Origin of the sequence: Alexandriicola marinus (assembly GCF_004000435.1) — a bacterium.
GTDB lineage: Bacteria > Pseudomonadota > Alphaproteobacteria > Rhodobacterales > Rhodobacteraceae > Alexandriicola > Alexandriicola marinus.
In genome coordinates, this window is the sequence record NZ_RBVZ01000001.1 from 212,140 (window position 1) to 226,624 (window position 14,485).

Below are 14,485 nucleotides of genomic sequence, written 5' to 3' on the forward strand. Positions count from 1 at the left end.
TCTTTTTGGCGGGGGGATGGGTAAGCATGACCCGTGATCCGCGGGGAGGGCCGTTCATGTCATTGTCGTTGAAGGAAAAGGCAGGCTGGGGCCTTGCCGACATGGGGATCGTGGTCTTCGTCGTCGTCAAGCAATTGCTGGTTCTGGCGTTCCTGACCTCGATCCTTGGGGTGCCGGTGGGCATCGCAGGCGCGGTGACGACGTTCGTGCTGATCTTTGACGTGATCACCGATCCATTGATCGGCTATCTCAGCGATCGCACCAAGAGCAGGTGGGGCCGGCGCGCGCCGTGGATGGCGGTCGGTGCCGTGATCCTTGCCGCCGCAATGGTCGCATTGTTCACCGTGCCCTCAGGGCTGAGCCAGACGGGCAATATCGGCTGGGTGACGGGGTTTTTCGTGCTGGCCACGATCGGATTTACCATGGTCGCCATTCCCTATGGCGCCATGGCGGGCGAGATGACGCGTGATCCGCGGGAACGGTCTGCGATGACCGGCTGGAGGATGGCATTTGCCAGTATCGGCATCCTGATCGGTGGCGCGGTCATTCCCGGGCTTGCCGCCGGGATGGGATATGCCTGGGCCGCGCTGATCGTCTCGCCATTGATCGTCGGCGCGGTGTGGCTGTCGCTCTGGCTGACCCGAGAGACGCCGCGCGTCTCGCAGCCGTCCTCCCTTGCACCGCTCCTCATGGCGCGGATGGTGATCGGCAACCGGCCGTTCATGATCCTCGTGGTGCTTTATGGCGTGATGACGATGGCGATTGCGCTGATCACCGCGGGCCTGCCTTTTGCCGCGATCTACCTGATCGTCGATTCCGGTTCGACCGCGCTTTCGGGGGCGGCGGCGGCGCTGACGACCCTGTCGCTCCTGTTCGCGGCGTTCGTCGTGGGCTCGATCCTCAGCCAGGCGGTCTGGGTGCTGATCTCGCGTCTGATGACGAAGACCGGGGCCCTTGTCCTCGGGCTGGCGCTTTACATCGCGCTTCTGTGGCTGCTGTATCAGAACCTGCCGTCGGTGGATGTCACCCTGATCGCGGGGCTGTTCGTGTTGGCCGGCATGACGAACGGCGCCTATCAGCAGATCCCGTGGGCGATGTATCCAGACCTGATGGATGTGACCCGGGCCGAGACGGGCGAAGCGATCGAAGGCGCGTTCAGCGCGTTGTGGCTCTTTGGTCAAAAGGTCGCCAATGCGTTGGCGCCCCTCGTTCTGGGTGCGATCCTTGCGCTCTGGGGCTGGGTCGAGACGACCGAAGGCCGGATCGATCAAACCGAAGAGGCGCTGCGCGCGTTGCACCTGTCGGTCACGCTGATCCCCGCAGGCATTCTCGCGCTCGCGATCCTTGGCCTTGTCGCCCTTTATCTTCCGGCCCTGAGGAGGGCGCGCCGCCATGCCGCTGCCTGATATCGCACATCTCGATGACTGGCTCGCCGAACGCGAAGCCGCCGTGCCCAACCTGCGGCCGGGCTGCGGCAAACGGATCGACTGGCCCGATGGAAAGGTCGGAAAGGCTGCGCATTCCGTGGTCTTCGTGCACGGCTTCTCTGCGGCCCCGCGCGAGTTGAGCCCTGTCCCCGAGCGGGTGGCCGCCGCCTTGGGCGCACCGTTTCATGCCACCCGGCTGACGGGCCACGGCCGCGACGGCCCCGCCATGGCCGAGGCCACGCTCGAGGCGTGGATGCGCGATGTCGCCGAGGCCGTCGAGATCGGTGCGGCCATAGGCGAGAAGGTGATCCTCATGGGCTGCTCCACCGGCTGCACGCTGATCACGCTCGCGCTCATGCAGGGGATGCCTGCCGCGGGGGCGGTCATGATCTCGGCCAATTTCGCGCTGGCGAACCGGCGGATGCAGAGGGTCATGGAACTGCCCGGTGCTGCGACATGGGCGCCGTGGTTCTTTGGGGGGGAACGGGGGTTCGAGCCGGAATCCGAGGCCCATGCCGCCAACTGGACAATCCGCTATCCCGCAATCGCGCTGTTCCCGATGATCAAGGCGGTCAAGGCCGTGCGCCGCGCCGATCTGTCAGGGATCAAGGTGCCGGCATTGTTCGCGACGAACCCCGCCGACGCGGTCATCGATCCCCGCGAGGTGCGTCGTGTCATGACGCGCTGGGGCGGTCCTGTCGATCACTACGATGTTCACCCTGGCCCGGGCGAGGGCGGTGCCTCGGGGCACCTGATCACGGGCGATTTCTTCAGCCCCGGTCAGACCACCCCCGTCATTGAACGCACCTTGCGCTGGACGAAAGAGAGGGGCATCGCCTGACCATCATGGGCGAAGGCGCGCCGTACCCCGGGGAACCCGGTTGACCTCGGGCATCGCGGTAGGTCAATTGCGGGCTCAGGGGCAGTCGGGTGAGGTTTCAGGAATGCGTGCAGGTCAGACATGAGCGAGCCACTTGTCCTGTTGCCCGGTTTCATGTGCGATAGCCGGCTCTACGAAGACCAGATGGCCGATCTGGGCCGTGATTTCGTTCTGGTCAGCGCACCGGTCTGGGCTGGAGAGCGGATCGAGGAAATCGCGTCCAACCTTCTGACGCAACTGCCGGCGAAATTCGCGCTGGCGGGGCATTCCTTCGGTGGCATGGTCGCGATGGAAATCCTGCGGCGTGCGCCGGAGCGTGTCACGCGGATCGCGCTGATGAATGTCACGCCCTTGCCCGAGACGCCCGATTTCGCGGCCATGCGCGAACCCCGGATCGTCGGCGCCCGGTCAGGTCGGCTGGCCGAGATCATGTCCGAGGAGATACCGGTCTCCGCGCTGGCGCCGGGGCCGGGCCGTGGCGCGGTGCGCGCCCGGATGCTCGAGATGGCTGAAAACCTTGGCCCGGAGGCGTTCTATTGCCAGACCCGCGCCATTCAGCGCCGGCGCGATCAGCAATCGACGCTGCGCAAGCTGACCCAGCCCATGCTGATCCTTTGCGGAGCCTATGACACGATCTACCCGGTCAAGCGGCACGAATTCCTGTCGCAGCTGATCCCCTATTCAAAGCTCAGGGTCATCGAGACGGCCGGCCATCTGCCCACGCTCGAGACGCCGCGTGACGTCACGCTTGCCTTGCGGGAATGGATGAGCCAGCCGCTTGTGCTGCGCTAGGGACGGCAGCCGCCTCAGATCGGCAGCGATTCCGCGTCGTCGCCGGGCGCGCGTGCCGTCTTGGTGTCGACATGCGGTGCCTTGTCGGCGCGTTTCTTGCGGGTTTTCGGCTCTTCGGGCGAATTCGCGTCGATGAAGTCCAGCACAAGCGGGCGGATATTGTTCCGCCACGATTTGCCGGCAAAGATACCGTAGTGGCCCGCACCGCGTTCGAGGTGGCTGGCCTTCTTGGATTGCGGCAATCCTGTCAGCAGATCCAGCGCGGCCAGGCATTGGCCCGGGGCTGAGATGTCGTCGTCTTCGCCCTCCACGACGTTGACCGCGACGGTCGTGATCTTCGAGAAATCGACCTTGTGCCCGTCGACGACGAAGTCGTTCCGCGCGATTTCGCGGCCCTTGAAGATACGCTCGACCGTCGAGAGGTAGAATTCCGCCGTCATGTCCATGACGGCAAGGTATTCGTCATAGAACGTGTTGTGCTTGTCGTGTTCGGCCGCTTCGCCCTTGGCCACGCGAAGGATCTGGTCCTGGAAGGCCTGCGCATGAGTGCCGGCATTCATCGAGATGAACGAGGCCAACTGCAGAAGGCCGGGATAGACCATCCGTCCCACGCCATCATACTTGAAGCCGACGCGCTGGATCATCGTCTCTTCCAGCTGCCCCATCGTGACGGTCCGGCCGAAATCGGTGACGTCGGTGTGGTTGGCCTCCGGATCGACCGGTCCGCCGATCAGGGTCAGGCTGCGGGGCTGGGCGCCCGGGTCCAGCTCGGCAAGATAGGCGGTCGCCGCCAGAGCAAGCGGCACCGGCTGACAGACCGCGATCACATGGGTGTCGGGGCCAAGGTGGCGCAGGAATTCCATCAGGTAGAGGGTGTAATCCTCGACGTCGAATTTGCCGGCACTGACCGGAATATCACGGGCATTGTGCCAATCCGTCACGAAGACTTCGCAATCGGGAAGCAAGGATATCACTGTCTTGCGCAGGAGGGTCGCGTAATGCCCGGACATGGGCGCCACCAGCAGAACCCGGCGCTTGCGCGGCGCACGGCCCGGCACCTTGAAGTGGATCAGGTCGCCGAAGGGCCGCTCCACCAGCTTCATCACGCGAACCGGATGATCGCGGCCATCCTCGGTCGTAACGGTCGGAATATCCCAGTCCGGCTTCGCCACCATACGCGCAAAACTGCGCTCGGTCACCTCGCCCCAGGCCTTCATCCATTCGATCATGGGATTGGCGGTCATGGCCATCGCCGGGTAGGCCCCGAATGCGCGCGCGGTCGCACCGATCCATTGATTGGTGTTGCGCAGACTCTCCATCAGATCGTAGGAAAGCATATATCTCACGGCTCTACCTCCAGCTCTCATCGCAGCATTCCAGAGGGATAGTCTGCAAGAAACAGAACCAGGACTTGAAAATGCTGCAGGTGCAAAGGTAGGGGCAAGCTGCCGTTAACACAACAAAGGATTTTCCGATGCCCGGTGAAAAGACTGGTGACGAGACAGAAAGCAACGCGACGTCACTGGCGAAATTCGAGGAAAATCTCGGGCGGATCGAGGAACTGACAGAGCGGCTTCTGAACGCGATGGCGACCCGACGGGACGTCCGGCCGGACCTTCAGGGGCCGTCTCAGGATCTCTACATGAAGGCCGGCGCCGCCTACATGACCGAGATGATGAGCAATCCCGCCCGGATGATCGAGCATCAGGTCGAATACTGGGGCAAGACGCTGCGACATTATGTCGAGGCACAGCAGGCCTTCGTCGAAGGAGGATTCGCGGCGCCCAGGGACGAAACCGCAGGCGACAAGAGGTTCTCGAACCCCCTGTGGAAGACCAACCCCTATTTCAACTTCGTCAAGCAGCAGTATCTGATGAATGCCGAGGCGATCGAAAAGGCGGTCTCTGCCATCGAGGGTCTGGATGACCACGAACGCCAGCGGGTCGAGTATTTCTCGCGCCAGATCGTCGACCTGTTCAGCCCGACGAACTTCCTTGCCACCAACCCCGACGCGTTGGAGCGCGCGATCGAGACCGAGGGCGAAAGCCTAGTCAAAGGGCTCGAAAACCTGATCGAGGACCTCGAATCCCACGATGGCAACATCGTCGTCACGCTGGCCGACAAGGACGCCTTCCGCGTCGGTGAGAATATCGCGACCGCCCCCGGCGAGGTCGTGTTCCGCAACCACATGTTCGAGCTGATCCAGTATGCGCCCTCGACCGAAGAGGTTCACGAGATCCCCTTGGTGATCTTCCCGCCCTGGATCAACAAGTTCTACATCCTCGACCTCAAGCCGCAGAACAGCTTTATCCGCTGGGTGGTCGAACAGGGCTATACCGTTTTCGTCGTCAGCTGGGTCAATCCCGATGCCGGTTACCGCGACATCGGCATGAGCGACTATTTCGAGGACGGATACCTCAAGGCCATTTCCACGGCCAAGGACATCTGCGGCACCGAAACCGTCAATGCGATCGGCTATTGCATCGCCGGCACCACCCTGTCGCTGTCGCTGGCGCGGATGGCGCAGCTTGGGGACACCTCGGTCCGGTCCGCCACGTTCTTTACCACGCTGACCGATTTTTCCGATCCGGGCGAAGTGGGCGTCTTTCTCGACGATGATTTCGTCGACGGGCTCGAGGCGGAGGTCTCCGAGACCGGCATTCTCGACAGCTTCTACATGGCGCGGACGTTCTCTTATCTGCGTTCGAACGACCTGATCTATGGCCCCGCCATCAAGAGCTACATGATGGGACAGGCGCCGCCGGCGTTCGACCTGCTCTACTGGAACGGCGACGGCACGAACCTTCCCGGACGGATGAGTATCGAATACCTGCGCGGTCTGTGCCAGGGAAACCGCTTTGCCACGGACGGGTTCGGGATCGGGGGCGGAACCGTGCGCCTGTCGGACGTGAATATCCCGCTGTGCGCCGTGGCCTGCGAGACCGATCACATCGCACCGTGGAAAGCCAGCTATGCAGGCATCCGGCAGATGGGATCGGCGGACAAGACCTTCATCCTGTCGGAAAGCGGCCATATCGCCGGGATCGTGAACCCGCCGACCCGGGTGAAATACGGCCATTACACGAATGACGACCTGAGCCTGCCCGCCGAAGACTGGCAGGCCGGGGCAGAGGAACATGCCGGATCGTGGTGGCCCAGATGGGAAGCCTGGCTTGCGCCCAAGTCGGGGTCGATGATCCCGGCGCGGACGCCCGGCTCCGGCAAATACCCGCCGCTCGCCCCCGCGCCGGGCACCTATGTCACTGCGGTTCCGGATGTCTGACGCGCAGATTTTCGCGCGCCCGGAAGAAAAATTGCTGCGCTGCAGAAAAATGTCTTGATTTGCTGCAGTGCAGCATCCATATTCGGTTCAGGATTTAGAACAGGAGGGCAAAGGTCCTCCGTTGAACCGAAAGGTGAACGACATGGCTACCAAGGCAAAAACCCAAGACTACACCGCGATGATGAAAGACATGATGTCTGCATTCCCGATGGACATGAAGCCCTTCGAGGACATGATGAAGAGCCAGACCGCGATGGCCGAAAAGATGTCCGGCGTTGCCCTTGAGGCCGCCCAGAAGTCGACCGACCTGTCCTCCAAATGGGCGCTCGACACGCTGGCCAAGATGGAAGACATGACCAAGGTCAAGGAAGAGCCGTCCGACTATGCCAAGTCGATGACCGACTTCATGCAGTCGACCGCTGAATCCACCGCCGAGCACATGGCCGCCTTCGCCGAGATCGCGAAGAAGGTCCAGACCGAGACGATGGAACTGATGCTGGCCGCCGGCAAGGACGCGACGGCCGACATGACCGAAGCCGCCAAGAAGGCGACCACGGAAATGACCGCTGCCGCCAAGAAAGCGACCGCGAAGTAATCGGGCGAACGGCCGGGGCCCTCCCTCCCACGGCCGGATCGGACAGGGGCTGCGCCACCCTCCTCCCTCAGGCGCATCTCCTCCCCGAAAGGGCGAGCCTCCGGGCCCGCCCTTTTTTCATGTCGACATCGCCCTCTTTCCTTTTTGCAGAAGGACGCCTAGGCTTCTCTGCGCTGCAACATCGAAGGGAGTGACCGGTTCATGGCCGATACAGCCAAGCCGCTTCTGATCAAGCGCTACGCCAGCCGGCGCCTCTACAACACCGAAACAAGCGATTACGTCACGCTGGAAGATATCGCGAGTTTCATTCGCGAAGGCCGCGAAGTGCAGATCGTCGATCTCAAGTCAGGGGATGATCTGACCCGCCAATACCTGCTGCAGATCATTGCCGAACACGAAAGCCGCGGTGAAAGCGTCTTACCGGTCGATGTGCTGACCGATCTGGTGCGCAGCTATACGAGCCAGGCGGCCAGCGTCGTGCCGCAATTCCTTGCCGCCTCGTTCGATATGCTCCGCGAGGGGCAGTCGAAGGCCATGGAGACGATGACCAAGGCCAACCCGATGGCCTCCATGCCCGGCTTCGAGGCAATGCGCGCCCAGCAGGAAGCTTTCTTCCAGGCGATGATGGGCGGGGCCGACAGCGGCGAATCGAGCGCATCCCGGACCGACGACGGCAAGAAGAAGGATGCTGAACTGGATGAGTTGAAGCGGCAGCTGGCCGACATGCAGGAAAAGCTGTCGAAGTTTGGCAAGTAGGCGCCGGGCAACAAAATTGGCCAATTTTGTTGGCGCCCAAAATTCTGGAATTTTGGGTTACACGATCTGCTGAACCGGGCCGGGATCGCAGACGATCACGAAATGGGCGCGGGTCCGGATCAGGCGGAAGTTCCGCCGCCTGACCTCGGATATCAGGGCTGCGCGACCCACTTCGCGTTCGACATCGGCGATCTGTCGGCGGATCACGCCACCGGTTTCCACCGCGCGGGATTTGAACACCTGATCCAGCCAGTCCTGACCGCGTGCCCGTTTGTGAGAGGTCATGTCCATGACTCGATCCTGCGGGCAGGATGGTTAAGGGTTTCCTAACCAACTTCTGCGAAAACGGTGTCGAGTGCGTGATCGAGCTTGTCGAACATCTCGTCCATCTGCCCTTCGGTCATGATGAAAGGCGGGCAGAGCACGACCGCCTGACCCAGCGGCCGGCAGATCAGGCCCACATCGGTACAGGCGTTGGCGATCCTTTCCGAGACGGACAGATGGCCCGCAAAGGGCGTCTTCGTCTCCTTGTCGGCCACGGCCTCGACCGCGCCCATAAGACCCTTTCCCCGCCATTCCCCGATATTGGGCTTTTCCGCGATCCGGGCCAGCCCTGCCTCGAACCTCGGGGTCAGGGCGCGGACGTTTTCGATCAGGCCCTCGTTCAGGATGACATCGATCGCCTTCAGGGCGATCGCGCAGCCCACCGGGTGACCCGATGCGGTAAAGCCATGGGGGAATTCCTCCGCGGCTTCGCTTGCGGCCTGTAGCCTGTCGGACAACTCTGGTCCGAGTATCACCGCGCCCATGGGGAAGAACCCTGCCGTCAGGTTCTTGGACGAGATGATCGCATCGGGCACGAAATCATAGTTTTCCGAGCCCCAGACCGTCCCGGTCCGGCCAAAGCCGCAGATCACCTCGTCCGCGACGAGGGGAATGCCATAGCGGCGCAGCACTGGCTGCACCGCCTGGAAATAGCCTTCTGATGGCGGGATCACGCCGCCCGCGCCCATCACAGGTTCCGCGACGAAGGCCGCGATCGTGTCGGGCCCTTCGCGGATGATCGTTTCCTCGAGTTCACGCGCCATGCGGGCGGTGAACGCCGCCTCCGTCTCTCCGGGGCGGCCCTCGCGCCAGTAGTGCGGGCAGGTCAGGTGGATGAACCCGGGCAGGGGCAGCCCAAAAAGCGCGTTGTAGGGTTTGCCGGTCATCGAGGCCGACACGGCCGTGACCCCATGATAGCCGTTCACGCGGGTCAGGATCTTGCGACGCTCGGGATGGCCCTCGGCCCGTCCGAGGAACCACATCATCTTGACCAGCGTGTCATTCGCCTCCGACCCCGAATTGGTGTAGAACACCTTTCCGCGTTCGAAGGGCGACACTTCGATCAACCGTTCGGATAACATCACGGTCTGGTCCGACATCCGGCCGAAGAACGCGTGATATCCGGGGAAGCGCGCATATTGCGCCTGCGCGGCTTCGGTCAGGCCGGGATGGTCGAAGCCTGCGACCATGTTCCAAAGGCCTGAATTCGCATCCAGATATTCACGCCCAGTTACATCATAGACATAGGGCCCCTTGCCATGGGTCAGCACAACCGCGCCGCGCTCGTGGATCGTGGGCAGATCGGTGAAGCCATAGAGAGAATGGGCGCTTGCGCGCGCATCCCATGAATTGTGACTGTCAGTTGCCATGGCGTGCTCCAGCGGCGGTGTTGCGTCGGCGCAGATGCTAGGCCCGGCCCCGGCCGGCTGCAATCGCCCCGTTGCAGAGGGGACGGCTTCGCCCTAGCGTCCGAATGGAACGCGCAGTCCGGGGATCGCCGCCCATGTCTGGGATATCGGGAAAGATCACGCTTTGGGGGGTGGAGGTCTTCGTGGCCGCGGCCGAAGAGGCCTCGATCTCGGCCGCCGCGCGCCGGCTGAACACGTCTCCCGCCACGGTCAGCCAGCAGCTGACCAATCTCGAGGCCGCTCTGGGCTCGACACTTCTGGATCGCGGCGCCCGCCCGGTGGCTTTGACCCCCGCCGGAGAGATGTTCCTGCGGCGCGCCAATGTCATCCTGAGCGAGGCCGAACAGGCCCGGTCCGAACTGGCCATGGCCGACCTGACCCGCATGACGCGGTTCCGGCTCGGCATGATCGAGGATTTCGACGCGGATGTGACCCCGCGGCTTCTGCGCGGACTTGCCGACCGGCTGTCGAATTGCCGATTTCTTCTGGAGACCGGGCCCAGTCACCGGCTGCATGACCTGTTGGAGAACCGGGCGCTCGATATGATCGTCGCGGCCGATATCGGGATCAGTGATCCGGGGCTGGAGATGCATTCCCTGATGCATGAACCCTTCGTGGCCGCCGCGCCGAAGGGCCGGATCGGCGATGATCCGAATGCCACGCTGAAGGAAATGCCACTCATTCAATATACGACGCGCCATCACATGGGGCAGCAGATCGCCGCCCATCTGGCCCGGCAGAACGTGACCTCGTCACATCGGTTCGAACTCGACAGCTACCACGCGATCATGGCGATGGTGGCGGCCGGTGCAGGCTGGACGATCCTGACGCCCATGGGCTGGCTCAGGGCACAGCGGTTCCGGCATGCCGTTGACATTCGCCCCCTGCCATTCGAGGGGTTTGGCCGGTCGATCACGCTTGTGGCGCGGCGTGGCGTTCTGCAGGGCATGCCCGCCCAGACGGCCGAGGCATTGCGCCCGCTGATCGCCGAGATGATCGTGGCGCCCGCGGTGCGCGAATTGCCGTGGCTCGAGGGCCAGATCCGTCTGGCCTGACAGGATCAGGCCGTCACATCGCCAAGCGCGTTCAACAGGGCGTCTGCGACCATGTCGCATTCGGCCAGCGTCAGCCGCGCCGGCAGCCGGGCGTCGCAGGCCGTCATCAGCATGGCGCGGGTGCGCGGCAGCTCGAATGACTCGGGCAGGAATTCCCAGTTCCAGAAGGCGCGCGCATTATCCATCGACAGGCCGAAGACCTGAACCGTGATGCCGGCCTCTTTCGTAGCCTTTGCATAGGCGCGGATCTGATCCTCGCTCAGGCCCGTCAGGTTGAACTGGATCGAATCGGGGGCGCGCAATTCCTTGGGCAGGGCATCCGGCACAGTGATGTAGGGGGAGGTGTTCAGCCGCTCGGCCACGTAGTCGTGGTTGCGCCTGCCGTCGCTGACCCGGCGATCCAGCTCGGGCAGCTGGGCGCGCACCAGCGCCGCCGACAGGGTATTGAGCCGCAGGTTGTAAAGCGGCAGCTTGTTCTGCCAGCGGGCGCAGGCCTCTTCGACCACGTCATGCTTGCGCCAGTTATGCTCATACGCGCCCGACATGATGATCGCGCGGGCCACGATCTCGGCGTCATCGGTGATCAGGATACCACCTTCGCCGGCGTTCAGCAGCTTGTAGGATTGAAACGAGAAACAGCCGATCCGACCCAGCGTGCCGATCTTCTTGCCATCCCACAGCGTGCCAAGCGAATGGGCCGCATCCTCGATCACGGGGATATCGCGCGCCGCGGCCATCGCCATGATCGCATCCATGTCGGAGGTGTGGCCGCGCATATGGCTGACGATGATCGCATCGCAGCTGTCGATCTTCGCTTCGAGGTCATCGAGGCAAATCCGGTAATCCGCGCCACATTCGACAAGGACGGGCACGCAATCGGCATGCACGATCGAGGAGGGCACCGCCGCAAAGGTAAATCCGGGGATCGCAACGCGCGCGCCTGCGGGCAGGTCCAGCGCCTTGAGCGACAGGAACAACGCGGCCGAGCAGGACGACACGGCAAGGGCGTATTTCACACCCATCATCTGCGCGAATTCCTGTTCGAGCAGCATGCAGGGAGAGTTCTCGGTGGTGTAGCGGAACAGATCGCCCGTTGCGAGGATGCGCTCGATCTCGGCGCGTGCGGCCTCTGGGATGCCTTCGGCTTCGTGGACCTTGGGAAACGCCACGGGTGCTGCGGGGGAACGGACTGCGTCGAGGCTCATGTTCTGATATTCCGAAAAGTTGTTTCGGCTTTCCCTAACATATCCGACGTAACCGATCCATGACAAGTTGGCGCGCCGTCAGATCCCAAGTCGGTCGCGCAGCGAATACCACGTCATCCCAAGCGTCAGCAAAGGTGCGCGAAGCGCGGCACCGCCAGGAAATACCGGGATCGGAAGCGAGGCCATGACATCGAACCGCCCCGCCTGACCCGTCACCGCCTCGGCCATGATCCGCCCGGCCATGCCCGACAGCGCGACGCCATGTCCCGAAAAACCCGCGCCCGACAGGATATTGGGGCCAATCCGCTGAAGCGCGGGCAGACGGGTCATGGTGATGCCCAGCGTTCCGCCCCAGACGTGATCGATCCGGACACCTTCAAGCTGGGGGAACAGCGCCGCCATCCGGCGGATCAGCGCGCCGCGGATATCCGTCGGGAAACCGAGGCTGTAGCTTTCGCGTCCGCCGAACAGGAACCGGCGATCCTCGGAAAAGCGGTAGTAGTTCACGACGAACTTCGAATCGGCCACCGCGATGTCGCGGGCGAGCACCTCCTGCCAGCTGTCGGGCAGGGGCTCTGTCGCGGCGATGAAACTGTTGATCGGCATGACGCGGGCAGACACGGCGGGCGCGATCCCCGGGAGATAGCCGTTGCCGGCAAGGATGACATGATGCGCGCGAAGGGTGCCGGTCGGGGTCGTCAGCATCGCCGGTTCGCCCGGGTTCAGCGCCGTCACCTCGGTCAGCTCGTGGATCGTGGCGCCCGCGGCCTCGGCCTCGCGGGCCAGCGCCAGCGCGTAGCGCAGCGGATGCAGGTGGCCCGACCCGTGATCGAGTATTCCGCCATGATAAAGCGGTGTTTTCACAAGCGCCCTCATCGAGGCACGATCCAGCGGCTCGATGCTGTCATAGCCATAGTGTCGGGCCAGATGAGCGGCATCGTCGTGGACGTGCCGGACGTCGCCCGCCGAATAGGTGCCATAGGCCACGCCGGGTCGGTATTCCGCCTCGGGCGCATGATCGAAACAGAAATCGCGCAGCTGCGTCTTGGCGTCCTCGGCCATGTCCCACAACTGGCGCGCGGCTCCCGCGCCCACCCGCGCCTCAAGCCAGCGCTGATCCTTGTTGTATCCGGTGCTGGCCTGCCCGCCGTTGCGGCCAGAGGCGCCAAAGCCCACGCGATGCGCGTCGCACAGCACAACGTCGAGGCCGGCCCGCGCCGCCGTCAGCGCGGCCCAGAGGCCGGTATAGCCACCGCCCACGACGGCAAGATCGGCACGCCTGTCCCCCTCCAGCGCGGCGCGGGGCGGGGGCAGGTCGGTCGAGGCTGCGTACCATGATGGCGGGTAGGCGCCGGGCGTATCATTGCGGTAGAGGGGGTTCATGGGTGAAGTATGTCCGCTTCGCCCGGGGCGTTCCAGCCCCCTCGACGACAGACAGGCGGTCGCGCGGCTGCTGGAAGCGGGTTCCCGCCCCGATCGGGATCACCACCGAAGGAGTGTGAAACGATGCAGGATGCCAAAGCGAACCGCGACACCATGATGGCCATCGTCACGACCGGCACGGGGGGCTATGACCGGCTGGAGTATCGGGCGGTGCCGAAACCGGTGCCGTGCGAAGGCGAGGTCCTGCTCAAGGTCCTGGCCGCGGGCGTGAACAATACCGATATCAACACGCGGCTTGGCTGGTATTCGTCGTCGGTGACCGGCGGCACGGACGAGACCCCGGGCGAGGAGGGCCGCGCCGACGGCGGCTGGAACGCGGCGACGCCGTTCCCCTTCATCCAGGGCACCGATTGCTGCGGCGAGATCATGGCCATCGGACCGGGCGTGGCGGGGCGTCGGATGGGAGAGCGGGTTCTCGTCAGGTCATGCATGCGCCGGTCGGGGTTCGACAGTCTCGACATGGTGTGGCTCGGCTCGGATTTCGACGGCGCCTTTGCCCAATACGTCAAGGTTCCGGCCGCCGAAGTCTTTGCCGTGGAGTGCGACTGGAGCGATGCGGAACTGGCCTCGATCCCCTGCGCCTACGGCACGGCGGAAAACATGATCCACCGGGCGGGTGTGACGGCAGGCACGCGCGTCCTCGTCCCCGGAGCATCGGGCGGTGTGGGTTCGGCTGTCGTTCAGCTGTGCGTCCGCCGGGGCGCCGAGGTGATCGCGATCACAAGCCCCGGGAAGGAAGCGGTGCTTCTGGAGATCGGGGCGCGTCGGGTGCTGACCCGGGCCGAGGACCCTCTATTTGTCTTGGGAGAGAAGAGCGTCGATGTCGTGATCGACAACGTTGCGGGATCGGGCTTCGGCACCATGCTCAGGCTTCTGCGGCCGGGTGGGTGTTACCTGTCGTCGGGTGCGATCGCAGGCCCTGTCGTGAGCCTCGATATGCGCGAGATGTATCTCAAGGACATCACCCTGATCGGCTGTACGGCATGGGACGAACCCGTGTTCGGCAACCTCGTCACCTATATCGAGCGAGGCGAGATACGGCCGCTGGTTGCCGCGACCTATCCTCTTGAGCGGATCGCGGAAGCTCAGGCCGCATTCCAGACAAAGCAGCATCTGGGAAAGATCGTCCTGATACCGTCGCATTGACGGCCAATCGGCGCGGATTGGATCCATCGACACAGGGCCAGAGCAGGCCATTCCTGGCCCTTCCGGAAGAGCCGGCCGAAAGTTGCATCCTTGGTCTTCACAGCCTCCGGGTTAGGGCGGCGGAAACCTTGAAGGTTTCCGATCCGATTTCTTTCCAAGAAATCGGTCCC

13 protein-coding genes are annotated in these 14,485 nt (G+C 63.6%); 8 read left to right on the forward strand and 5 right to left on the reverse strand.

Translation table 11 applies throughout. From position 1 onward, the window contains the following. Positions 1-56 precede the first annotated feature (56 nt). The 3 genes from EP376_RS01115 to EP376_RS01125 all read left to right on the forward strand — a co-directional run bounded on the left by EP376_RS01115 (position 57) and on the right by EP376_RS01125 (position 3,099). The gene (locus tag EP376_RS01115) at positions 57-1,406 is read left to right on the forward strand and encodes an MFS transporter (RefSeq protein WP_127653698.1); all 1,350 of its coding nucleotides are present in this window, start codon (positions 57-59) and stop codon (positions 1,404-1,406) included. Then, positions 1,393-2,268, forward strand: coding sequence for an alpha/beta hydrolase (locus EP376_RS01120; RefSeq protein ID WP_127653699.1), 876 nt, complete (start codon positions 1,393-1,395; stop codon positions 2,266-2,268). The genes EP376_RS01115 and EP376_RS01120 overlap by 14 nt, the downstream gene beginning before the upstream one ends. A 120-nt stretch (positions 2,269-2,388) precedes the next feature. Continuing rightward, entirely contained in the window at positions 2,389-3,099 is a 711-nt protein-coding gene (locus EP376_RS01125) for an alpha/beta fold hydrolase (protein WP_127653700.1), read from the forward strand. Between the two features lie 14 nt (positions 3,100-3,113). Here the strand turns inward: EP376_RS01125 and phaZ are convergent, their stop codons facing one another. Then, complete coding sequence (gene phaZ, locus EP376_RS01130; protein WP_127653701.1) at positions 3,114-4,445, reverse strand: polyhydroxyalkanoate depolymerase; 1,332 nt, start codon at positions 4,443-4,445, stop codon at positions 3,114-3,116. A 128-nt stretch (positions 4,446-4,573) separates the two neighbouring features. On the opposite strand from phaZ, the gene phaC reads away from it, so the two are divergent. The 3 genes from phaC (at position 4,574) to phaR (ending at position 7,733) form a co-directional block, all read left to right on the forward strand. Next, positions 4,574-6,382, forward strand: coding sequence for a class I poly(R)-hydroxyalkanoic acid synthase (phaC, locus tag EP376_RS01135; RefSeq protein WP_127653702.1), 1,809 nt, complete (start codon positions 4,574-4,576; stop codon positions 6,380-6,382). Positions 6,383-6,524: 142 nt separating this feature from the next. After that, the gene (locus EP376_RS01140; protein WP_127653703.1) at positions 6,525-6,977 is read left to right on the forward strand and encodes a phasin family protein; all 453 of its coding nucleotides are present in this window, start codon (positions 6,525-6,527) and stop codon (positions 6,975-6,977) included. 201 nt (positions 6,978-7,178) lie between these two features. After that, a complete protein-coding gene (gene phaR, locus EP376_RS01145; protein WP_127653704.1) occupies positions 7,179-7,733 on the forward strand; it encodes a polyhydroxyalkanoate synthesis repressor PhaR in 555 nt (184 codons plus the stop codon). Positions 7,734-7,790: 57 nt separating this feature from the next. Here phaR and EP376_RS01150 read toward each other — a convergent pair whose 3' ends face one another. Continuing rightward, positions 7,791-8,024 carry an N-(5'-phosphoribosyl)anthranilate isomerase gene (locus EP376_RS01150; protein ID WP_238928543.1) on the reverse strand — a complete coding sequence of 78 codons (234 nt, stop codon included), beginning with the start codon at positions 8,022-8,024 and terminating at the stop codon, positions 7,791-7,793. Between the two features lie 35 nt (positions 8,025-8,059). Then, the gene (locus tag EP376_RS01155; protein WP_127653705.1) at positions 8,060-9,427 is read right to left on the reverse strand and encodes an aminotransferase; all 1,368 of its coding nucleotides are present in this window, start codon (positions 9,425-9,427) and stop codon (positions 8,060-8,062) included. Positions 9,428-9,561: 134 nt separating this feature from the next. Here EP376_RS01155 and EP376_RS01160 point away from each other — a divergent pair, with 134 nt between their 5' ends. Further along, positions 9,562-10,521, forward strand: coding sequence for a LysR family transcriptional regulator (locus EP376_RS01160; RefSeq protein WP_127653706.1), 960 nt, complete (start codon positions 9,562-9,564; stop codon positions 10,519-10,521). A 5-nt stretch (positions 10,522-10,526) separates the two neighbouring features. On the opposite strand, the gene EP376_RS01165 is transcribed toward EP376_RS01160, so the two are convergent. Next, positions 10,527-11,726 carry a DegT/DnrJ/EryC1/StrS family aminotransferase gene (locus tag EP376_RS01165; RefSeq protein WP_164744832.1) on the reverse strand — a complete coding sequence of 400 codons (1,200 nt, stop codon included), beginning with the start codon at positions 11,724-11,726 and terminating at the stop codon, positions 10,527-10,529. A gap of 78 nt (positions 11,727-11,804) precedes the next feature. After that, positions 11,805-13,109: an NAD(P)/FAD-dependent oxidoreductase gene (locus EP376_RS01170; protein ID WP_127653707.1), complete on the reverse strand. Its 1,305-nt coding sequence runs from the start codon at positions 13,107-13,109 to the stop codon at positions 11,805-11,807. A 123-nt stretch (positions 13,110-13,232) separates the two neighbouring features. On the opposite strand from EP376_RS01170, the gene EP376_RS01175 reads away from it, so the two are divergent. Further along, a complete protein-coding gene (locus tag EP376_RS01175) occupies positions 13,233-14,315 on the forward strand; it encodes an alcohol dehydrogenase family protein (protein WP_238928545.1) in 1,083 nt (360 codons plus the stop codon). Positions 14,316-14,485: the final 170 nt, after the last annotated feature.